Source organism: Peribacillus sp. GL_122 (assembly GCF_057835005.1).
Map to the genome: position 1 here is coordinate 3,578,810 of NZ_CM174415.1, position 20,818 is coordinate 3,599,627.

Here is a 20,818-nt window from a genome sequence, read left to right on the forward strand (position 1 = left end):
TATTGTTATACCCGATCCATATAGACTGTCTTGACTTCTGTATAGAATTCAACGGCACTCTTCCCTTGTTCACGGCTGCCTGCACTTGAATTTTTGCATCCGCCAAATGGCATTTGCGGTTCAGTTCCTGCTGTTTCCGAATTGACATGGACAAGACCCACTTCGACATCTTCAATAAACCTTTGAGCCGCCGTTAAATTATTCGTGCAAATTGCTGCGCTCAATCCATACTCTGTATCATTCGCCATCATAACTGCTTCCTCATAATTTCCTGCCTTAAACAGGGCGATGACTGGTCCAAAGATTTCTTCACGTGCAATGCGGGCATGCTGTGCAACATTTTCAAAGATAGCCGGTCGGACATAATAACCGTTCGCCAATTCCTCATCAGTCGGAATCTCTCCTCCACACAATAGCGTTGCTTCTGATTTCCCAGCATCAATCATTTCAAGCACGCCATCGCGTTGTGATTTAGATACAGCGGGACCAACATATGTTTCTTCGTTGAGCGGGTCGCCCACTTTTAATTCTTTCGTACGGGCGACAAGACGGTCACGGAATGCTTCATATATTCCTTCTTCCACAATCACCCTGCTAGTGGCTGTGCATTTTTGCCCAGTGGACTTAAAGGCTCCGCCTACAGCAATTTCCACTGCTTTTTCTAGATCAGCATCGGCTAGTACGACGAGCGGGTTTTTCCCTCCCATTTCCACTTGCACTTTCTTCCCATGTTCAATGGCTTGTTTTTGAATTTGCTGACCTACTTGATTCGAGCCGGTAAAAGATATAGCCTTCACATCAGGATGTTCCACTAATGCAGCACCAATGACGGAACCCCTTCCGAATACACAATTAATGACTCCAGCCGGAAGACCCGCTTCATCAAATGCTTTTATCACATGATAAACCGACTTAGGTGTAAGATCAGCCGGTTTAATCACGACTGTATTTCCGTAAATCAGGGCAGGCGCCAATTTCCACACAGGGATGGCAATTGGAAAGTTCCATGGTGTAATCAACCCCACCGGACCGAGCGGGGTACGGGTTGTGTACAAAAATGTATTGGCATTCGCTGAAGGAATCACTTCCCCAAGTGGCTGCCGGGCTTCAGCAGCATAATATTCAAGAATGCTAGCAGCTCGATTGGCTTCCCCCATCCCTTCCAAGAATGTTTTTCCTTCTTCCTTTATCAAATCCCGACCTACTTCCTGCATATTCTTTTTCAAAATATCAGCTGCTTTCTGCAAGTATGAAGCCCGTTGCTGAAACGATAGTTTTTTCCAAGCAGGAAATGAACTTTTTGCGGCAGCCACTGCATCATGTAAATCTGTGGCCGCACTGGATGGAAATTCCCCTAAATTTTCTCCATTATGGGGACTAAGATTTTCCTTATACTCCCTAGTAGTTGGTTCTTGCCATTTTCCGTTAATATAATTTAAGTAACGCATACGATTTCCTCCCACTTTCTATTGATGGTAGATTTTCTTTATGGTTGCACTTTGTCGGCATATGAACAATAATTTCTATTGAACGAAATCATTGGGCGGTTCATTCGATAATGCCGGAACCTCTATTCTCCTTCTCGTATATCTAAAATAGTAAAATATATAGCAAGCAATGACGAAACCTAATCCCCAATACAACGAATTACGCTGTGTCGGGTCATAAGCGGTGAAAACGAAAATACCTAGACACATAAGAATGCAGAGAATCGGGACAAATGGGAAGAAAGGTACTCTGTACTTCAGATCTTCAACCTTTCCGCCTGCTCTGATATACTGTTTACGGAATCTGTACTGTGCGAACGCAATCGCCATCCAAGTAAGCACCCCTCCAACACCGCTTATGGAAAGTAGCACAACAAATAACGTTTCTTCCGCTACTACACTAGTAAGTAGCGACAGCAAGGCAAAGACCATGGTGACGAGTAAGGCATTAAAAGGTACACCGCGCCGATTGAGCTTTCCAAATGCAGAATGCGCCATACCATTTTGGGAAAGGGAGAAAAGGATCCTGGTACAAGCAAACAGACCCGTGTTCCCAACAGAGAGTACCGCCGTCAAAATTACAAAATTCATAATGTCAGCTGCATAAGGAATGCCTACCATTTCAAACACGGTAACAAATGGGCTTTCCAGTACCCCGACTTCTTGCCACGGAACGATAGCCGATAGAACAAAGATTGCTAGGACATAGAAAAGCAGCACACGTATTACGATGTTTCGAATCGCTCTCGGAATGCTTTGTTGCGGGTTTTCCGTCTCTCCTGCTGCAACACCCATGATTTCCGATCCCTGAAATGCGTATACGACTGTCATCATCGATATAAACACACCAGTGAATCCTGTAGGGAATAGTCCATCACCTATAAAATTGGAAAAGAAGGGGGCTGGTTTTGCATCCTCCATATGAATCAATCCAAACATCGCTGCCGCACCGATAATTATGAATAAAATAACGGCAAGTACTTTAATCCCGGAGAACCAATACTCTGTTTCTGCGAAACTTCTCGTTGTTAAAGCATTTATAGTGAATAAAAGTACCGTAAATATCACACACCATATCCATACTGGTATATCGGGAAACCATCTAGTCATGAGCAAACCGGCCGCTACAAATTCCAATCCTACGTAAAGAGCCCAGCTCAGCCAGTAAATCCAGCCAATTACAAAACCAGTGGCGGGTCCAATAAATTTCGTTGCATGGACCTGAAAGGAACCGGACACAGGCATCACTACCGATAATTCACCGAGACAAATCATCGCCAAGTACATTAATACACCACCGACCAAATAGGCAACAATCGCTCCTGAGGGTCCAGCTTCACTGATTGCATATCCTGATCCCAGGAAAAGACCTGTTCCAATTACCCCACCTAAGGAGAGCATGAATAAATGTCTACTCTTCATTGAACGCTGTAATTCTTTTGGCTGATTTTCATGTTCTGTTTGCATGAATTCCCTCCCGTTTCTGATCGATAAACTGCCTGAACACTTTTATGATTAACACAAGTTAACGGGAATTCCCCGATAACACTTCGGAAGGCTCTGCATATTCCGGCAAGTCGCTGATTGTCGGTTTAAATATTTCATAAGCTACTTCTCTTTGATATTTATTTTGGTTTTTAGCTTGTGTAAACAAGTGATACGTATTTTTCCTGCATAGTTTTTCAATATCATCAACGACAGCTTGTGGATTTGGTTTAACTAGTCCGAAAATAACCACATCATAAAATCTTATCGCCCCCAGGTTGGCAACGAAATCATTGACAACATCAATTCCTCTTTGTTTAATGATTTCGTCTCCCTCAGAAGAAAGGGGAATGTTTGCCGCCTCCACAATCAAGCTCGCTTTTACGCTTTTAGCATTAGATCTGTGGATGACATCCTCCAGTGCGGACGGAATTAAAATGTCGCACTCTATGTCGAGCCATTCCGTGTTTGGCCTTACATCATAATGCGGTTCAAAAAATTCTTTATCCATTTCTCCGTACATGTTCTTATGATCAATTAGCTTTTGGACATCTAATCCTTCTTCACACGTTACCAAAAGAGCTGCATCGGAAATTCCCACAACTTTATAACCTAACTGGGACATTTTCAATGCACAGCTTGCTCCTACGCAGCCGAATCCTTGAATGACAACTCTCGCTCCACCTTTTCCGCTTTTAAATTTCCATGCCTCATCTGCGGAAAATGCCACACCATAGCCTGTTACGACATCGTTTAAAAACAACCCGTCGATTTTTGTCGTCAACAGTTCATCGAAGTCTTTTATCCCTTGCAGAACATTCGGATTCTGCTTCATTGATTTCGTTAGTGGGATATCAATACCAAATTCATTAAATATTTTGAGCACATCTTCATATTTGGTACCTAAATCACTGCCTAAAGATACCCCTATATCTATATAAGGCATCATCGCAATCAGAAATCTTCTTAACACTGCATATGCATCTGGCGATTTATAATCATAGGCAATGCCCGCTTTACAACCGCCAGTCGTCTCAGACTCACAGGCTACATACTTATAAGCCATAGCCTCGGCCAACCTTTCGACCTCTTCTCTTGTAACCGTTGGGTGCATTCTTGTACCGCCGCCTGTGTAGCCTTTTACAAAGTTATGGACGACCAGCCAGCCTTTAGCATCTGTTTCCGTATCATTCCATTCCACAACTAAATATGGTTTTAACAACTATGAAACCTCCCTTAAAATATCTTACTTTTATTGGTTCCTGCTAACTTCCAATGCAAACAATACCAAAGCAGTCATGCCGGTAATTAATTGTTTGATACCAGCTTTTCGTTTACTACCTTCTTGTCTTGGCCTACAGATAGAATCTTTGGATTGACTGCAACTTCGATTACAGCCGGCAGCCCAGAAGCAATCGCCCTTTGCAGCGCTGGCGCAAAATGACTATTTTTTTCAACCTTTTCACCATATGCTCCAAATAAGCGGGCCAATTCGGCAAAATCAGGATTAGACAAGTCAGTTCCAACGACCCGATTTGGAAAATGCTTTTCTTGATGTACACGAATTGTTCCGTAAGTATTGTTGTTGACAACAATTGATATGGTCGGAATTTTATACCGTACAGCGGTTTCAATCTCTTGGAGAGTCATCATAAAGCCGCCATCTCCTGAAATTGATACAACATGTTTGTGAGGCTGCGCCAGCTTTGCCCCAATAGCAGCAGGCAGCCCATATCCCATCGCACCCGACGTTGGCCCTACGTATGTGTTTTCTTGTTCAAAACGGTAATATTTGGATAGCCATCCGAAAAAGTTGCCAGCATCATTAGTAATGATGGTATCCTTCGGCAGACAGACGGCAAGATCATGCATCAATCCATCCATATCCACGAATTCTTCTGTGTAATCGGCCTTCGGTTCAGAAAATTCCATATATTTATCATGCAATTCTTTCAAATGATCTTCGCTTGAAATAATAGATCCTGGTTCTGGCGCTTGCAGTGCTTGTTCCAAGAAGTTCCTGGCATCTGCCTCAATTGCAAGAGAAGGTGCATACACTTTACCAAAAATATCGGGACAAATATCCACATGGATCAGCTTTGAATTTTTAGAAAGCAATGTGTAATCTTGTGTTCCTACTTGAGAGAACCGTGTCCCTAATGCCAAAACTACATCTGCATCCCGGATTGCATCAAGTAAATATTGTGGTGTCCCAAACCCAAGCCATCCTGCATAGCAAGGATGTGAGTTCGGAAACGCGTCAAATCGACGGAAAGCTGTAACGACAGGAAGTTTCATTGCCTCCACAAACTGTACAAGCAACCTGTTGGCCTTAGCATGAATCACACCTCCACCAGCAATCAATACGGGACGCTCCGCGTTTCGTATCATATCCAGCGCCTGCTTCACATCTTCCATATGTGGTTGAGGAGGAAGCGAGCGATAAGAAGGATTAATGTTCAACTCTGCCTCATCTTCTAACATGTCATGCGGCAAAGCCACCAATACAGGGCCCGGACGCCCCGATCGCGCAATATGGAACGCCCGTTGCAATAATTCCGGGATCCTTTCCACACGATCGATCTCTACCGTCCATTTACATAAATGACTGAAAAAACCCGTCAAATTCACTTCCTGGAATGCTTCCTTTTCTTTAAAAGGGCGTTCGACTTGGCCAATAAGCGCAACCAAAGGGGTTGAGTCTTGAGCAGCAGTATGAATGCCGATAGCTAAGTTTGTAGCACCCACTCCACGCGTTGCCATACAAACTCCTACCTCTCCCGAAGCCTTGGCATACCCTTCCGCCATAAAAGAAGCACCCCCTTCATGCCTGGCGGAAATAAGTTCTATTTCAGGATGTTGATATAGTGCATCCATTACACTAAGATAACTTTCACCTGGTACACAAAAAGCTTTTTTTACCCCTTCTTTAGCCATTACTTCTACGACTGCTCTTCCTCCACTGACTTTCATAATCAAGCCTCCCGCTTTCAAGTACGTGTTATTGTTCTAGTAATTTATGATTATATTAAAATTGGACTCATTCCCACTATCATTTAACTAGTTTTGTCCATTCCTGAAGCTTGTTTATTATCTTCTTCCATCCCAATAGATGTTTTTCTTGTAACGGCACTCACTCCCAAAGTTACTGCAATGTTGATGAATAATACAGCTAACCCTACATCAAGATCTTGTATTACTTGCGGTAGAGATGGAAATAAAGTAGCAAGTGTCGTACCTGAAGTAGTCGAGTATATGACAATTAGAATGCCAACGACCATTCCGGCAAAAGCTCCTTGAACGGTAACGGGATTCTTTTTCCACAGACTAAAAAATAATGCTGGAAACAACTGTGCCATGAAGCTATATGCCATAAGATACAACGTAAAAATCGACTCCCCGCCATTAAACGTAAAATATAGAGTCACTATAGAAATGACAGGTACTAACATCCTGCTCAGTCTTTGAAGCTGTTCATCTGATGTATTCGGCTTCCACACCTTATATACATTTTTGGAAAGTATCGTGGCAGTAGCCGTCAACACGAGTGAACTAGGTATAAGGGCGGCCATCGCCCCTGATGCTCCAATAACTCCAACAAACCAGGGATCAAATGACATCTTCGCCATTTTAAATAAAGCTAAGTCTGCTTCTGCCCCCTGTAAATTCGGAACTTGGAGAATCGCAGAAAAACCAATAAATAACGAAAAAATGATGATTACTTGATAAATTGGCATAACCCCAGCATTCCAACGAAGTGATTTTGGACTTTTTGCAGAGAACACTCCCGCCAACATATGAGGAAACATATAGAATGCCAGTGCTGTCATAATCGTAGCTGAAATAAACCAAGAGATACTCAAACCTTGTTCCGGGAAAATCAAAAAACCTTGTTTTGCTGTATCGATTGCTTCAAACATCGGCTGTAAACCACCGTAATAATGAATAGGAAAATAAATCCCCATGAAGACGACAACAGTCAGAATCATGATATCTTTAATGACCGCGGTCCACGCTACTCCATGCATCCCTGAAGCAGTTACATAAATTGTGATCGCAATGACACTTACAACTATAGCCACATTTGGCGAAATGGACCCATAGGAGGCTTCCGATACGATAATTCCTAACCCTTTTAACTGCATGATCAAATATGGAATAATTGAAATGACGCTAATTACCGCCACAAGAACTCCTAAAGCCGGACTATTGTACTTTTTATCATAAAAATCAGATTGAGATATGACATTATTTTTTTTTGCATATCTCCAAATAGGCGGCAACAGCCAATAGGCGATTACAAAATAGAAGCAATTGAAAGCGTATAAGGCAGGAGGCATACCTGATCTATAAGCTCCGCCGCTTGCCCCCAAAAACGTATATGTCGTAAACATTTCACCTGCTATCAAGAAGAAGAGCAAAAAGCTGCCGAAACCTCTACCGCCTATAGCCCATTGTTCCAAACTCATATTTTTACCTTTTCGAGCTTGAAGCCCTAACCAAATACACAGAACCAGAAAGAAAAGGATAACAAGCAGGGCTTCATTCATCAGTCTTCTTCCTCCTCGGTTGCAGGATCAAGTTTATTAGCAATTATTAAAAACACTGATGTAAGACAAACCCATAATATGGCCCAAAAAAGAACAAATGGCATCCCTAAAACATAAGGTTCAATCCGATTGATAACCACAAGCGAGCCAAGTGCCGGTATTGCACTTATCACAAAGATTATTTTCTTCATTTGTTCACCATCCTTATCAACAAATGCCAAACTTGAACCATCCAATCCTTCGTTTTCTGAAAAAACAGATATTTTTTTCAGTGTTATTACCTTGACAGCCCTTTAGTTAAGGGCTCATTTACAGCCCAATTCGGTTTCAGGCCTGTAAGAACTTGTTCCACTTGCATTGCTGCATGTACAGCCATGCGTATCGAGCCTTCCTTCGTCAATGCCGCATTATGAGGACTGACAATCACATTATCCAATATAAAAAGGGGATTCCATTTATCAGGAGGCTCAACTTCAAATACGTCTATTCCAGCGCCGGCAATCTGGCCCGCTTGCAAAGCATTTACTAAATCACTTTCCTTCACTACACCGCCCCTGGAAGCGTTTACAAAATAGGAAGAAGGTTTCATCCAGGAAAACTCACGGCTTCCTATTATCTCTTTTGTGGTTTTCGTTAACGGCAGATGCAAGCTAATAACATCAGAGTTTCTGAATACCCATTCTAAATCTGTTACTATCTCCAACTCCGAATTCGTTCTGGCTGTAACATAGGGGTCGTAGCCAATCACTTTCATATCGAAGCCTTGGTAAGCCTTTTTTGCCAGTATTCTACCGATTCTCCCCAGTCCGATGATCCCCAAAGTCTTGCCTTCCAAGTCCATGCCAAAAAGTTGATTACGAATAGCAAAATTCCCGCTGCGCAGTTCTTTATCAGCCAAGCTTAAGTTTTTGGACAATGATAAAATTAATGCCATTACATGTTCAGCTACAGAATTCGCATTTGCCTCTGGGGTATTTGTTACATAAATGCCACGCTCTGTAGCAGCTTCGATATCAATATTGTCCAAGCCCACACCATACTTGGCAATCACTTTGAGGTTTTCAGCTGCTTGAATAACTTCTTTATTTATTACAGCCGTTGATCTCGTTAGTACTGCATCACAACCCTTGATTTCTTGCATAAGAATTTCTTGCGATAGATCAGACCCTACTTTAATCTTATAGCCTTTTTCAACTAAATAACTTTTCCCCTCTTTCTCAATATCTTGAGGAATATACACTAAATGACTCACCTTAACACCAACCTTTCATATTAACCTTGAAGGAAAAATCTTTCCTACTGCATTGTTATATATACAATTATTGTGCCAACATAAAAAACATCAGTTTATAAAGGAAAGAAGCCAATTAGTTCATATATTAAGACATAAATAAAGTTAACAAATTGTTTCAAAATGAATTAATTAGTTTCATTACGTTTCAATTTGTTTCAATATTCAAATTTTTCATCTTTCTCCATAAAGTCGTGCGACTCATCCCTAACTCAAAGGCAGCTTTTCCTTTATTAAAATTAACCTTAATTAACATTTGAACAATTCTTTCACGCTCGGATAAATGCATCCCAGGTGACATATCCATCTCTTCGTCTTGTTTCAACAGCTGTATTTTCTTTTTACTTCTATTGGGGAAATACAATTCAATATCGTACACATCAATTAACTTGTCTTTATAAAGAGCGCATAATCGCTCACAAAAATTTTGCAATTGGCGAATATTCCCTTCCCAATTCTCTTCGCTCAGCTTTTTCATGGCAGTATCCGTAATCTTAATTTGTTTTTGATCCGAATGACCTTTCTGAATAAAAGAATTCACCAATAACGGAATATCTTCTCTGCGTTCCCGAAGTGGAGGCAATACAAGGTCCAGTACACTCAAGCGATAATACAGATCCTCCCGAAAGTCATTGCTTTTCACCATTTGCATGAGGTCTTTGTTCGTTGCCGACACAATTCTCACATCAACCGGAATTACTTTATCATCACCGATGCGCATGATTTCCCGCTCTTGGAGGACACGTAGCAGCCGGCTTTGCATTTTTGGGGAGATTTCCCCTATTTCATCTAAAAAAATCGTACCTCTATGAGCCAGTTCAAAAAATCCTTGCTTTCCGCCTTTCATGGCTCCCGTGAAAGCTCCTTCTGCATATCCGAAAAGCTCACTTTCCAATAAATTTTCGGGAAGCGCCGCGCAATTAATGGCTACAAACGGGTTATTTTTCCGGTTGCTATGATTATGTATGCTTTGGGCGAATATTTCCTTGCCCGTTCCAGTTTCTCCAATTATAAGAATGTTTGAATCTACTTCACTATAACGTTGAGCTGTTTCAATCGTCCTCTTAATTTCGGGACTTCGATACAATATATCATCAAATGTGTACTTAGCCACATGTCCGCGTGAATGAAGTTTTCTAAAGAACTTCCCTTCCATCTCTTGAATGCGGGTAACATCCTGAAAGGCGACCATATCCCCCACTTTTTTACCTTTTAAAAATATCCCAACTTTTTTTACCGATAATTGAATCGATTGGTAAGCAACGGTATCTTTTTCGTATTCATCGTCGCTTAAAAGCATATTACGAAATTTCCCGGGCTTTATTATATCGTATATAGAATTTCCAATTAAGCTCCCCTTGGAAATGGATAATATCTCCTGAGCCGCCGTATTAAATACAGATATTTGTCCTTTTAAATCTATAGCAATAACCCCTTCATAGGCATAATTAAGAATCGTTTGGTAACGCTTGGTCTTCTCCTGTTCCCTTCTGCTGACAAGAGCCACTCTTTTTGCCTCAATCAACGCCTGCCGAAATGATTCCTTTCCAGTGTCAACAAGAATGGCTCCCAACCCTATCTCTTCAGCATATTTACAGGTACTTAAACCACTTAACACCACCTCACAGCCATCTCTGGCTGCCAAATCCACTAAACTGACTGAGGACTCGATATCATTTAATATATAGGACTGAATTGGCAAATCAACAATATCCGAAAGGTTCTCCACGCCATAAATCATGTTTAACGCTCCTATAACGGCCACTTTTTTACTGCCAAAACGGGCCTTGCAATCATACAGGGAACGAATGAGGTCAATACCTTGTACAGGTATATCAACGATTGGAATGAATTCATTGCTTTCTTTTAATAGTTTCGTGATTAATCCCCTTGAGATGATCACATCAGCATCCAGCTTCAACTTCCCAATCTTATCGGCATCCTCAACTACCTCCTCTAAAACAAACTTCACTGAACCGTTATCATTGTTGTCCGATTCTTCCAACTTGTTGAATTCCTCAAATCTTTCAAAAGCATCCGTAATATACCCTTTTCGAGGAACAACGAGTTTTATTTTTATCAAAACACCCACCTCCAACGTAAATCATTTTGGTTTAGCCGCAATAAGAAATGTAATATCTTGAGTACAATTGAGACTTAAAAAAAGTAATTCTGCATTTTATTTAGATATTAGAATTTAGAAAATGACTTTGAAAAATAAAAAACCCTTTATCGTGGGTTTTTTCATCATAAGGATTTCGATTGGTATTTAATATCATAATAGTCTGGTCATCCAGGTCATTACATTAAAACTTGCTTTTCTTCACTAGAATACGCTTTTTAACATTATCATCAGTATAATGATTCTAAAGGTGAAAATCATCAAGAAAATATCCTCTTTAATTTCTTAAGTGCATCGTCATCTACTTTATTTTCCGTAATTCCCCTTCCTCTCTAGGTAATAGGACTATATTCCTTTAATTCTTCATACAAATGTGGAATTCCTTTTGATTTTATAGTTACTGACAATAAAATTAGTCTACAAACATATTAACCCCGTTCAAGAAATCCTGAACGGGGTTTTTCAATAAATATTATTTTGAGTTTTTGCGGGCATTGAGCAGTTATCTAACTTCGTAAATCTGTTCATTCAAGGTGGGTTTACTTACGAACTTAAAAAGGATCGGCGATGACAAGGATTTTCCCTGCTTTAATATCCTCCACATATTGTTCGACTTCGGCTTCCTCAAGTCCAATATCCAATAATGGCTTTCTCAATCCGCCTGCTCCCGATGCTGCCCCGGCTGCGGCTCCGCCAAAAGTGGCGAAAATCGGTCCTGCTGCCAATATTGGACCAATTCCTGGTACGGCCAATGCACTCATTCCAATAAGCAGACCTGTTAATCCGACAGCTCCGCCGGCTGCTGCCCCAGCTACTAATCCATCAGTCTTTGCCGGGCCGACTTCCTCGGCTTCACTAGGTAATTTATCAATGTTTTTTGCCACTACTGATATTTGATCGGATGTATATCCTTGTTCCTTTAAGTTTTCGACTGCTGAAGTCGCTTCATTTGCATTTTCATATATTGCTATAAACCTCTTCTCCATGGTATCTGCTCCTTTAAAAGTAATGTATTATACAATACCCTTAATTGAGTTTTAATAACCTTCCATGAAAGAAATGAATTTCATTCCCGGATTTGCCCCTGGCCGTAAATGAAGTACTTGCTTGATGTTAATGCAGGTAAACCCATTGGTCCACGTGCATGCAGCTTTTGTGTCGAAATGCCGATTTCTGCGCCATAACCGAATTCAAAGCCGTCGGTAAAACGGGTGGAAGCATTGTGATAAACTGCTGCGGCGTCTACTTTATTCAAAAATGCGGAGGCGTTTTGTTCATCCCTCGTCAGGATTGCTTCAGAATGCTTGGTACCGTATCGGTTAATGTGTTCAATCGCATCGAATACACCTTTTACAGTTTTAACGCTGATTTTTAAAGCCAGGTACTCCGTTGACCAATCTTCCTCTGTAGCTGTTTTCGCTCTCGGAAAGGCGCTGCAAACCGCTTCATCTCCATATACTTCAATACCCTTTTCGTCCAGGAGTTCCAAAATACGCACACCATTTTCTTCAAACCATTTTTCATGAATTAGAAGCCCCTCGATAGCATTGCATACGGATGGACGGTGAGTTTTACCGTTTAAGACAATTTTCTCGACCATCGTGATATCTGCGGTCTGATCGATGAAGATATGGCAATTGCCTGCTCCTGTTTCAAGAACGGGAACAGTGGACTCCTTAATGACCGTTTCAATTAAATTCTTTCCGCCGCGTGGAATCAAAACATCTAAATACTCATTAAGATGAAAAAGTTCCTTAGCGGTTTCACGACTCGTATCCTCGATCAATTGAACAGCTTCTACAGGAATTTCCGTATTCTCTAATGCCTTATGAATGGATGAGACTAGTGCAATATTGGAGTTTTTGGCTGACGAACTGCCTCTTAATAGGACGGCATTCCCCGTTTTCAAGGACAATGTAGCTGCATCGATGGTCACGTTAGGCCTGGCTTCATAAATCATCCCGATTACACCGATCGGCACCCGTAACTTTTTAATTAATAAACCATTCTCTTTTTCGATCGTCTCCAATTGTTCCCCAACCGGATCATTTAAATCAATTAAAAGCATAATGGCCTCAGCCATGTCGTCAATACGGTTAACATTTAACATAATTCGATCCAATGTAGACTCATTGAAGCCTTTTTTCCTGCCTTCTTCCAGGTCCTTTTGATTTTCTTTTATCAAAAAATCTTTATCGATAATGAGTTGCTTAGCAATGTTTCCAAGTGCCTCGTTCTTTTTTTCCGTACTCAATCCTATTAACTGATAACTGGCTTTTTTGGCTGCCTTTCCTTTCGCCGTCACTTCACTCATTTCCAAATGCCCCCTTTTCCTTCACTAAAATTGATTTTTATGCTTTCACCCATTTATCGCGATGAATCACTTCTATGGAAGTGATCACAAGCTCGGATGTCCTCTTTCCCATCGCCTGCTTTAATTCTTCGTCGGAGTAAAGGACCTCACCCCGCCCCAATAATCCATTTGCACCAAAGACTTCGACAACATCCCCCTTATTGAAGACTCCTTTAATTTCATAAATTCCAGCTGGCAGCAGACTGCTGCCATTTGAAACTAAGGCCTTTTCGGCACCCTCATCAACGAAAATTTTCCCGGATACTTGTGAATGAAGGGATATCCATTGTTTGTTTTTCGTTACCGTCGTCAAGACATCATTCCCAATATACGTGCCATCACCTTTGCCTTCAAGGATTGTTAGAAGTTTATCACTCCCATAACCAGAACCAATGAATACTTTCACCCCTAGAGACAATGCAGTTTGCGCTGCAATCAGCTTAGATTTCATACCCCCGGTTCCGACATTGGATCCTGCACCTTCTGCCATTTGCAATAAATCCGCCGTTACTTCGGATAGCTTGTCAAATCGTTTCGCCCCTGGATTTGTCTGTGGATTGGAATCATAAAGCCCATTAATGTCCGTTAATATGATCAAGTTGGTGGCGTGGACCAGCCCGCTTACTAAGGCAGATAGCATATCATTATCACCAAAAGTCAACTCCTCGACCGATACTGTATCATTTTCATTAATAATCGGAAGGATGCCGCGTTCAAGCAATTCCATCAATGTCGCATATGCATTTTTATATCTATCTTTTTTCGAGAAATCTTTCCTTGTTAACAAAATCTGCGCAGGAACGATTCCAAAATGCCCCAATTGTTCCATATATAATTGAATCAATAGGCTTTGCCCGACCGCTGCAGCAGCTTGTTTCCCCTTGAGAGTGACAGGTCTCGTAGGATAGCCGAGCTTGCGAAAACCTGTTGCTACAGCACCTGATGAAACAAGGACAACTTCATGTCCCGCTTTCCTTAAAGCTGCCACTGCCTGGATATGATCGGAAAATTTATTTTGGTCGATTTCACCTTTTGTGTTGGTCAAAGAACTACTTCCTATCTTTACAACGATGCGTTTCTTTTCCATCGATTACTTCCTCCAATAAATATCTAAGACATGAAAAAAAGCCCTTTTCATCCTCGAAATAAGGACGAAAAGGGCTGCTCTCCGTGGTACCACCTTCATTGAATGCAAGTTCATGCATTCCACTCTGCCTGATAACGCCAGGATTTGCGCCTATGTTTTGCATAGGACTCAAGAAGCAGGTTCTGCGTTTTCCTGTCGCGGGTCTTCCAGCAATTGACGCCGCTCTCTGTCACAGTGATTCTCGCATACTAATCTTCTCTCAACGTTCATTGTTTTAATATAGTATGCAAAATTATCTGCTTGATGTCAATAACATTCCTACGATGAATAAACCTTATAACGCTATTGCCGGGCCGAAGAACTCATAGTGAATTTTATCCGTATCTATCCCCAGCTCATTTAGATAAGTAATGATGGCCTTCATGAAAGGAACAGGGCCACATACATAATAATCAGCTTCAGGTTTAACAAAACCGCTCAATAATTCCTTATCGATATACCCTTCCTTTTTAAAATTCGGCAGCTTCTTATCATCCTCACCCGGATTTTTAAAGACAAAGGATAATTGATAGCTGGTAAGCTTGTGGGCTAGTTCTGTCAGTTCCATTCTGAACGGCTGTAACCGACCATTATCGGAAGCATGAATGAATTGTACATCACGCTCAGGTGTTTGTTCAGCTATCGCATGGACCATACTCATGAAAGGTGTTATGCCAACGCCTCCGCTCAAGAATACTGCAGGTGTTCGTTTTTCCAAATCGATGGTGAAATCTCCTGCAGGAGCCGTTACGTCAATACTGTCACCAATCTGAATGGATTCATGCAAGTAGTTAGAGACCCTTCCATCAGGAGAGGTTCCCGGCTTTTCTTTTTTAACGGAAATCCGGAAATAATCTTTTCCCGGAACATCAGACAAGCTATATTGACGGTTGAATAAATAGCGTTCACCCGGTATCTCGATCCGAATGGTAATATATTGTCCAGGAAGAAATGATGGAACCTTCTCTCCATCTGACGGTTTTAAATAAAAGGATGTGATTACGTCACTTTCCGGTACTTTTTCCACCACTGTGAATCGTTTGAAATCAGACCATCCTCCGACCTGATTGGAAGCTTCGTCGTACATTTCCTTTTCGATGCTAATGAAAGCATCGGCAATGACCCCATAGGCCTCTCCCCAAGCTTGGAGGATCTCTTCTGTAGCTGAATCTTGTAACACTTCCTTGATTGCACCTAATAGAAATTCTCCAACAATGGGATAATGTTCGGCTTTAACGGCAAGGCTTCTGTGTTTTTGTGCTATTTGCTTCACGGCAGGTAATATCGTTTCGAGTTGATCTATATATTTAGCTGCTGCCAAAACCGTGTTGGCTAGTGCATTTTGCTGGCGCCCCTTTTTTTGATTGGCGTGATTAAAAACATTTAATAATTCAGGATGTGCTTCGAAAAGATTTTTATAGAATACAGTTGTGATTGTTGCACCATGCACTTCTAATACAGGTACGGTAGATTTAATAACGTCAATAGTCTTTTGGGATAGCATAGGTAAACCCCTCTTCATAAACAAGTATTTTAAATACATGTTTATATTAGAACTTAAATGCATTAAAAGCAATATATTTAATACATCTTTTTCAAAAATAAGTTTTCATGTTTATAAAATGTTCACATTTATGATATAGTCAAATGGGGATAGAATGTGAGGCGATAAACATGAGGTTGACGAGTTATTCCGATTACTCACTTAGAGTGTTGATTTACCTGGCTTCCCACGACCAAAGCAAATTATCAAATATTAAAGAGATTTCTGAAGTCTATCAACTGTCTAAGAATCATTTGATGAAGATTGTTCATAATCTTGGAAAATTAGGCTATATTGAGACGATTCGTGGAAGAAATGGCGGATTTCGGCTTGCAAAATCACCCGCAGAAATAAATGTAGGGGAACTTGTACGGCGAACCGAGGAGGATTTTTATCTAGTGGAATGTTTTAAAGATCACGATAACTGTGTGATTTCTCCCGTTTGTTCATTGAAATTTGTTCTTAATAATGCCTTGGATGCTTTTCTAAAGGTCCTTGATCAATATACGATTGCAGACTTCAGTGAAAATAAAGTGATGCTCAAAACCTATTTCGATTCGGTAAAGAAGAATGACGAAGAGCCCGATTTTTTATAATCGGGCTCTTTTTCATTAACCGAAGATTCGTTCGATCTGACATTCCTTTTCCATTCGCAAATCCATGATTCCTATACTGGTTTTCAATAAAACTTTAAGGGGATCGTATGGATTGATCATAACGACCGTCCCGATTCGTTCATTAGTAAGCATGACTTCTTTTCCGACCAATGTGGCCATTAAACGATTTACAAATTCCAGCAGGATTTCCGGATTGAATTTACCGAACATGTCGCGGTTCATTTGCTCAATCACCTTATAAAACGGCATTTTACGTATATCTTGAAAGATGTTTTTCATTTGAAGAGAAGCTTCGTTGATTCTTTCATGAATCTTTACGTTAGGTTGTACATGATTCTCCGTTATAGAAGATTCACCTTTTTTCAATTCTTCCATTATGAAATCAATTTCAGGTATGGTAAGAGGCGTATTCGCTTTAAATATTCAGCTTCCCTCTTCTATTTTTCATTACTCTCACACTTTTATCCATTTATTACCTATAATACCATATCCTTCATGCACTTGTGTCATAACGAAAGCATTTTTGGGCTCTTAAGATCGGTCACTAAGTTCATTTCCCAGGTGTTTTAATTTTTCACCAACCGTACATTCTGAAATACAGAACTGATGGGCATACGTCCGCCCTTTCTCTTTTCGAAAATGCTTTCGTAAAAAACAATCTTGGCAAAATGAAGCGAGAACATCTTCCACTTCTTCATATATTTTTTTCCTGTTCATTGTTGTTATGGCTCCTTTGACTCAGCAATTTCCATTTTGCTGAAAATGGCTTTTCCCTGCAGTGCAAGTGTTGCCAGGCGATCGGCTTCCTGGTTTTCCTTTCGAGAAATTGGCTTGCAGACAGGAATAATCTTTAATTTATCCAGTTTCGCTTCAATGCGGTCAAGCCATTTATTTAAGTTTTCTTCCATACAGGGCCATTCACCGGAAAGTTGATTTAAGACAACGAGAGAATCCCCTTTAAAGACACAGCTTTGATGGTGGATTCCAAGTTCGTCCATCTGCCTGACCGCTTCATGAAAGGCCGCATATTCCGCTTCATTATTGGATTCGAATTGCTCCAATTTCACATTGGTGCGTAACCGCCAGAACTTCTTACCTTGACGAAAATAAATGGCAACACCGATTCCTGCCACCTTTTCATCTTTTTGATAACCGCCATCAAAAAAAACAGTCACATCCTGCGGTTCTTCCTCAACTTCCGTCAGGAGTTTCTTTAGCTCCTTCTTTGTCCAAGTTGTATCGAATTCATCCTTGAACTCCACTTCTTTCAGCCTTCCTGCCTTTTCAAGATCTTCCGTAATGACCAGTGCAGTTCCGGCATCAAGCCAATCCGAAACGAAATCGGCAGATGGTTTTTTTGAAGCATGATATGTCCATTGCATAATTACCTTCAAAGATTTCCAGCTCCTTATCCATTCACCATTCATGCAGAACAGCTAACAATTTTCATACCTTTTTTTCGTCTTACCCTTTATAATATATTGTAAGCATTTGTATCGCTTTTTTTAATTATAGTTCCCAGATCAGCCTGAAATTCTCATGTTTCAATCTTTATTTTATATGAAACGTTTTATTATCATAGCATATTGACAGTTAAACTCGAGGAGGAGCACATCTTGATCGAAGTGTATATTGATGGTGCCAGTGCAGGCAATCCAGGGCCGAGCGGCGCAGGTGTTTTCATAAATAATAATGGTGTGGTCGAGCGGCATGCCTTTCCGCTTGGAAATATGGAAAACCATGAAGCGGAGTACCATGCTTTAATCAAAGCATTGGAAATTTGTGTAGCCAATAAGTATCAAATCGTTTCTTTTCGTACTGACTCCCAAGCCATCAACCAGGCCATTGAAAAAAGATTTGCAAAGAATAAGTATGCCATTTTGTTGGAACGGGCGCTAAAGCTTTCCGATGAGCTTGAATTATTTTTCATGAAATGGATTCCAAATCTCGAAAACAAGTCCGCGGATGAGTTGGCGAGACGAGCCATTCGATTGAATAAGTCTGAGGAAATTCATGAACAAGACAGCTGATTTTTCGTTATTATTCGTTGTATTCATCTGGGGTGTAACTTTTGTCATGGTCCAAAACGCCCTATCTTTTCTAGACCCCTTCACGTTTAATGCGGTCCGTTTCTTCATGGCATTCGTTTTCTTGCTCATCCCTTATATATCGACTTTACACAAAAAGGGGAAAACTTGGAACAAGGGTCTTTTTATGGCTGGGTTTCATATTGGGGTTTGGCTTTTTCTGGGGTATGGGCTTCAAACGATCGGATTGAATTATACAACTCCTGCGAAGACAGGCTTTATAACAGGATTAAGTGTCGTCATGGTACCCGTGTTTTCCCTGCTGCTTTTAAAACATAGGCTTTCCCGCAATACAATAATTGGTGTCGCAGCCGCAACCATCGGGCTTTATTTAATGACTTTCGCTGACCGCTCCAATTTGAATATCGGGGATTTACTGGTATTTTTATGCGCAATCAGTTTTGCCATGCAGATTATTACTACCGCTAGATATGCCAAGACCTTACCTGCTTTACCGTTGACGCTGATTCAGGTTTCCACCGTATCCTTATTATCATTTGTTTCAGCCTTCATTTTCAAAGAGAATCATTCCGTCATCTTCAGCTCGGAGGTCATGTTACAGAAGGACGTATGGACTGCTTTATTGGTTACGGCAGCCCTTGCCACTGCGTTCGCCTTTTTTGCACAAACCTTCTTCCAAGCCTATACGACACCTACAAGAGTGGCGCTTATCTTTTCAATGGAACCGGTTTTTGCCGCGTTATCCTCATACATATTGATAGGGGAAAAATTGACTGCCGCCTCCATCATCGGCTGCGCATTCATATTCTTGGGGATGATTTTCGCTGAACTGCCTGTTAAGAAAAAGAAAACCGTGACACAGGACTTTTCTTGAAAAGGCCAATAAAATAAATCGGACTTCCAGTTACGAAGTCCGATTTATTTTAGCAGCCCCTGTTCTTTTGCAAAAGATACCGCTGCACTACGCGTTTCAATGCCATTTTGTTTTAAGTTTTCCAAAAAGGAGATATAAAAGCTGCCATCAAAGTTCTTTTGTACCTTCAATGTCAATTCTATTGCTGCATTGACTAAAATATCACTCGCATCCGTGTAGCGCTTACCAAAATAAATAAAACCAATAGCGTCATTACCAAAAGTGAATCCCTTACCCTCTAAAAAACTAACATACTCTTCAGTTGACTTCGCCACTTTTGCATCCACTCCATACTTCATGCCTTATTTTCATCTTACCGTATATCATAGATTTTGACTATCCATTTTTCGACAAAAAAATCACCATACAAAATAAAAGAGCTCCCATTGGAAGCTCCGCTTATAGTATTAAATCATTCGCAGTAAAGCCCTGAATTCATGATCCCTAGCCAGATTTTTGACCTTCTCGCTATCATACTGATAGACCGCATCGTCCAAAGAACATGAAATTGGTACATCACATTTTATTTCTGCTAGCTTTCTGGATAAATGAAGCATATCGACGGCGGATTCAATTTTAGCCCGCTGCCCGTTCGTCAATGAAGCAACATTTTCAAGAATCCCTTCGATACTTTGATACTGGATCAATAATTTCAACGCTGTCTTCTCCCCAATTCCTTTAACTCCGGGATAGTTATCAGCTGTATCACCCATTAAAGCTTTTAAATCGATCATTTGTCTTGGTGTGATACCTTTCCATTCAAAAAAGCTATCGGGATTATGAACTTCATAGTTACCATATCCTTTTTTTAACAATAGCACGGAAATGTTTTCATCTATTAACTGAAGCATATCTTGATCGCCAGTCAATATACCCACCCGGCTATGTTGGGCAGATGCCTTGGCAATTGTCCCGATACAGTCATCCGCCTCATATCCAGAGAGCCCTATGTTAGGGATATCAAATGCTTCAACCGCTTGTTTCGCTAGGCCGAATTGAGGGATCATTTCGACTGGAGCTTCTGATCGATTAGCCTTGTATCCATCAAATAATTCATTTCTGAAAGTCTTGCTGCCCATATCCCAACACACCGCTACATGACTAGGTGAAAAGTGATTCACCGCCGTCAGCATATGCTTCAAAAAACCTTGAACGGCATTAGTCGGGATGCCTTTTGAGTTAATCATGAATTGACCAGTAACTGCCGTTGCATAAAAAGCTCTAAATAAAAGCGCCATCCCATCGACAAGCATAAAGGAAGGATGCTGCTCGTTTTCTTTCAT

Annotated in this window: 20 protein-coding genes; 3 read left to right on the forward strand and 17 right to left on the reverse strand. The window is 40.8% G+C overall.

Annotated elements, in window-relative coordinates; translation table 11 throughout:
- Nucleotides 1-5: 5 nt before the first annotated feature.
- The 12 genes from AC3ISB_RS17240 to hmpA form a co-directional block, all read right to left on the reverse strand.
- Nucleotides 6-1,448, reverse strand: coding sequence for an aldehyde dehydrogenase family protein (locus AC3ISB_RS17240; protein WP_489273771.1), 1,443 nt, complete (start codon nucleotides 1,446-1,448; stop codon nucleotides 6-8).
- 75 nt (nucleotides 1,449-1,523) lie between these two features.
- Entirely contained in the window at nucleotides 1,524-2,954 is a 1,431-nt protein-coding gene (locus AC3ISB_RS17245; protein ID WP_098370702.1) for an amino acid permease, read from the reverse strand.
- A 58-nt stretch (nucleotides 2,955-3,012) separates the two neighbouring features.
- Entirely contained in the window at nucleotides 3,013-4,194 is a 1,182-nt protein-coding gene (locus AC3ISB_RS17250; RefSeq protein WP_489273772.1) for a Glu/Leu/Phe/Val family dehydrogenase, read from the reverse strand.
- Between the two features lie 86 nt (nucleotides 4,195-4,280).
- Nucleotides 4,281-5,945: a thiamine pyrophosphate-dependent enzyme gene (locus AC3ISB_RS17255; RefSeq protein ID WP_489273773.1), complete on the reverse strand. Its 1,665-nt coding sequence runs from the start codon at nucleotides 5,943-5,945 to the stop codon at nucleotides 4,281-4,283.
- Between the two features lie 83 nt (nucleotides 5,946-6,028).
- On the reverse strand, nucleotides 6,029-7,522 hold the full coding sequence (locus tag AC3ISB_RS17260) for a sodium:solute symporter family protein (protein WP_141993517.1): 1,494 nt from the start codon (nucleotides 7,520-7,522) through the stop codon (nucleotides 6,029-6,031).
- Nucleotides 7,522-7,713, reverse strand: coding sequence for a DUF3311 domain-containing protein (locus AC3ISB_RS17265; protein ID WP_098370837.1), 192 nt, complete (start codon nucleotides 7,711-7,713; stop codon nucleotides 7,522-7,524). The genes AC3ISB_RS17260 and AC3ISB_RS17265 overlap by 1 nt, the downstream gene beginning before the upstream one ends.
- An 86-nt stretch (nucleotides 7,714-7,799) precedes the next feature.
- Nucleotides 7,800-8,762 (reverse strand): hydroxyacid dehydrogenase, encoded by a 963-nt coding sequence (locus AC3ISB_RS17270; RefSeq protein WP_489273774.1) that lies wholly within the window; start codon nucleotides 8,760-8,762, stop codon nucleotides 7,800-7,802.
- A gap of 199 nt (nucleotides 8,763-8,961) precedes the next feature.
- Nucleotides 8,962-10,896: a sigma 54-interacting transcriptional regulator gene (locus AC3ISB_RS17275; protein WP_489273775.1), complete on the reverse strand. Its 1,935-nt coding sequence runs from the start codon at nucleotides 10,894-10,896 to the stop codon at nucleotides 8,962-8,964.
- A 590-nt stretch (nucleotides 10,897-11,486) separates the two neighbouring features.
- A complete protein-coding gene (locus AC3ISB_RS17280; RefSeq protein WP_098370708.1) occupies nucleotides 11,487-11,921 on the reverse strand; it encodes a general stress protein in 435 nt (144 codons plus the stop codon).
- An 80-nt stretch (nucleotides 11,922-12,001) separates the two neighbouring features.
- Complete coding sequence (locus AC3ISB_RS17285) at nucleotides 12,002-13,249, reverse strand: glutamate-5-semialdehyde dehydrogenase (protein ID WP_489273776.1); 1,248 nt, start codon at nucleotides 13,247-13,249, stop codon at nucleotides 12,002-12,004.
- Nucleotides 13,250-13,286: 37 nt separating this feature from the next.
- On the reverse strand, nucleotides 13,287-14,375 hold the full coding sequence (gene proB / locus AC3ISB_RS17290; protein ID WP_489273777.1) for a glutamate 5-kinase: 1,089 nt from the start codon (nucleotides 14,373-14,375) through the stop codon (nucleotides 13,287-13,289).
- Between the two features lie 334 nt (nucleotides 14,376-14,709).
- Complete coding sequence (gene hmpA, locus AC3ISB_RS17295) at nucleotides 14,710-15,918, reverse strand: NO-inducible flavohemoprotein (RefSeq protein ID WP_489273778.1); 1,209 nt, start codon at nucleotides 15,916-15,918, stop codon at nucleotides 14,710-14,712.
- A gap of 170 nt (nucleotides 15,919-16,088) precedes the next feature.
- On the opposite strand from hmpA, the gene AC3ISB_RS17300 reads away from it, so the two are divergent.
- The gene (locus AC3ISB_RS17300) at nucleotides 16,089-16,553 is read left to right on the forward strand and encodes an RrF2 family transcriptional regulator (protein ID WP_076365790.1); all 465 of its coding nucleotides are present in this window, start codon (nucleotides 16,089-16,091) and stop codon (nucleotides 16,551-16,553) included.
- A gap of 15 nt (nucleotides 16,554-16,568) precedes the next feature.
- On the opposite strand, the gene AC3ISB_RS17305 is transcribed toward AC3ISB_RS17300, so the two are convergent.
- From AC3ISB_RS17305 to AC3ISB_RS17315, 3 genes are all read right to left on the reverse strand, one after another.
- On the reverse strand, nucleotides 16,569-16,949 hold the full coding sequence (locus tag AC3ISB_RS17305) for a hypothetical protein (RefSeq protein ID WP_489273779.1): 381 nt from the start codon (nucleotides 16,947-16,949) through the stop codon (nucleotides 16,569-16,571).
- Nucleotides 16,950-17,105: 156 nt separating this feature from the next.
- Nucleotides 17,106-17,291 (reverse strand): zinc-finger domain-containing protein, encoded by a 186-nt coding sequence (locus AC3ISB_RS17310; RefSeq protein WP_098370714.1) that lies wholly within the window; start codon nucleotides 17,289-17,291, stop codon nucleotides 17,106-17,108.
- A gap of 5 nt (nucleotides 17,292-17,296) precedes the next feature.
- Entirely contained in the window at nucleotides 17,297-17,968 is a 672-nt protein-coding gene (locus AC3ISB_RS17315) for a reverse transcriptase-like protein (protein WP_286176971.1), read from the reverse strand.
- 222 nt (nucleotides 17,969-18,190) lie between these two features.
- Between AC3ISB_RS17315 and AC3ISB_RS17320 the strand changes: the two genes are divergently transcribed.
- Together AC3ISB_RS17320 and AC3ISB_RS17325 are read left to right on the forward strand one after the other, a co-directional pair.
- Nucleotides 18,191-18,604 carry a reverse transcriptase-like protein gene (locus AC3ISB_RS17320; protein WP_098370715.1) on the forward strand — a complete coding sequence of 138 codons (414 nt, stop codon included), beginning with the start codon at nucleotides 18,191-18,193 and terminating at the stop codon, nucleotides 18,602-18,604.
- On the forward strand, nucleotides 18,588-19,496 hold the full coding sequence (locus AC3ISB_RS17325) for a DMT family transporter (protein WP_489273780.1): 909 nt from the start codon (nucleotides 18,588-18,590) through the stop codon (nucleotides 19,494-19,496). The genes AC3ISB_RS17320 and AC3ISB_RS17325 overlap by 17 nt, the downstream gene beginning before the upstream one ends.
- A 44-nt stretch (nucleotides 19,497-19,540) precedes the next feature.
- Here AC3ISB_RS17325 and AC3ISB_RS17330 read toward each other — a convergent pair whose 3' ends face one another.
- Both AC3ISB_RS17330 and AC3ISB_RS17335 read right to left on the reverse strand, forming a co-directional pair.
- Complete coding sequence (locus AC3ISB_RS17330) at nucleotides 19,541-19,834, reverse strand: DUF6123 family protein (protein WP_098370717.1); 294 nt, start codon at nucleotides 19,832-19,834, stop codon at nucleotides 19,541-19,543.
- A 108-nt stretch (nucleotides 19,835-19,942) separates the two neighbouring features.
- Nucleotides 19,943-20,818, reverse strand: a complete 876-nt coding sequence (locus AC3ISB_RS17335) for a 5'-3' exonuclease (RefSeq protein ID WP_489276960.1) — start codon at nucleotides 20,816-20,818, stop codon at nucleotides 19,943-19,945.

What these genes read in the sequence shown, in the direction of transcription:
- AC3ISB_RS17245 (WP_098370702.1), bottom strand. Translation starts at nt 2,954, where the DNA reads ATGCAAACAGAACATGAAAATCAGCCAAAAGAATTACAGCGTTCAATG.
- AC3ISB_RS17285 (WP_489273776.1), bottom strand. Translation starts at nt 13,249, where the DNA reads ATGAGTGAAGTGACGGCGAAAGGAAAGGCAGCCAAAAAAGCCAGTTAT.
- AC3ISB_RS17255 (WP_489273773.1), bottom strand. Translation starts at nt 5,945, where the DNA reads ATGAAAGTCAGTGGAGGAAGAGCAGTCGTAGAAGTAATGGCTAAAGAA.
- AC3ISB_RS17305 (WP_489273779.1), bottom strand. Translation starts at nt 16,949, where the DNA reads ATGGAAGAATTGAAAAAAGGTGAATCTTCTATAACGGAGAATCATGTA.
- AC3ISB_RS17330 (WP_098370717.1), bottom strand. Translation starts at nt 19,834, where the DNA reads ATGAAGTATGGAGTGGATGCAAAAGTGGCGAAGTCAACTGAAGAGTAT.
- hmpA (WP_489273778.1), bottom strand. Translation starts at nt 15,918, where the DNA reads ATGCTATCCCAAAAGACTATTGACGTTATTAAATCTACCGTACCTGTA.
- AC3ISB_RS17325 (WP_489273780.1), top strand. Translation starts at nt 18,588, where the DNA reads ATGAACAAGACAGCTGATTTTTCGTTATTATTCGTTGTATTCATCTGG.
- AC3ISB_RS17240 (WP_489273771.1), bottom strand. Translation starts at nt 1,448, where the DNA reads ATGCGTTACTTAAATTATATTAACGGAAAATGGCAAGAACCAACTACT.
- proB (WP_489273777.1), bottom strand. Translation starts at nt 14,375, where the DNA reads ATGGAAAAGAAACGCATCGTTGTAAAGATAGGAAGTAGTTCTTTGACC.
- AC3ISB_RS17260 (WP_141993517.1), bottom strand. Translation starts at nt 7,522, where the DNA reads ATGAATGAAGCCCTGCTTGTTATCCTTTTCTTTCTGGTTCTGTGTATT.
- AC3ISB_RS17335 (WP_489276960.1), bottom strand. Translation starts at nt 20,818, where the DNA reads ATGAAAGAAAACGAGCAGCATCCTTCCTTTATGCTTGTCGATGGGATG.
- AC3ISB_RS17300 (WP_076365790.1), top strand. Translation starts at nt 16,089, where the DNA reads ATGAGGTTGACGAGTTATTCCGATTACTCACTTAGAGTGTTGATTTAC.
- AC3ISB_RS17310 (WP_098370714.1), bottom strand. Translation starts at nt 17,291, where the DNA reads ATGAACAGGAAAAAAATATATGAAGAAGTGGAAGATGTTCTCGCTTCA.
- AC3ISB_RS17280 (WP_098370708.1), bottom strand. Translation starts at nt 11,921, where the DNA reads ATGGAGAAGAGGTTTATAGCAATATATGAAAATGCAAATGAAGCGACT.
- AC3ISB_RS17265 (WP_098370837.1), bottom strand. Translation starts at nt 7,713, where the DNA reads ATGAAGAAAATAATCTTTGTGATAAGTGCAATACCGGCACTTGGCTCG.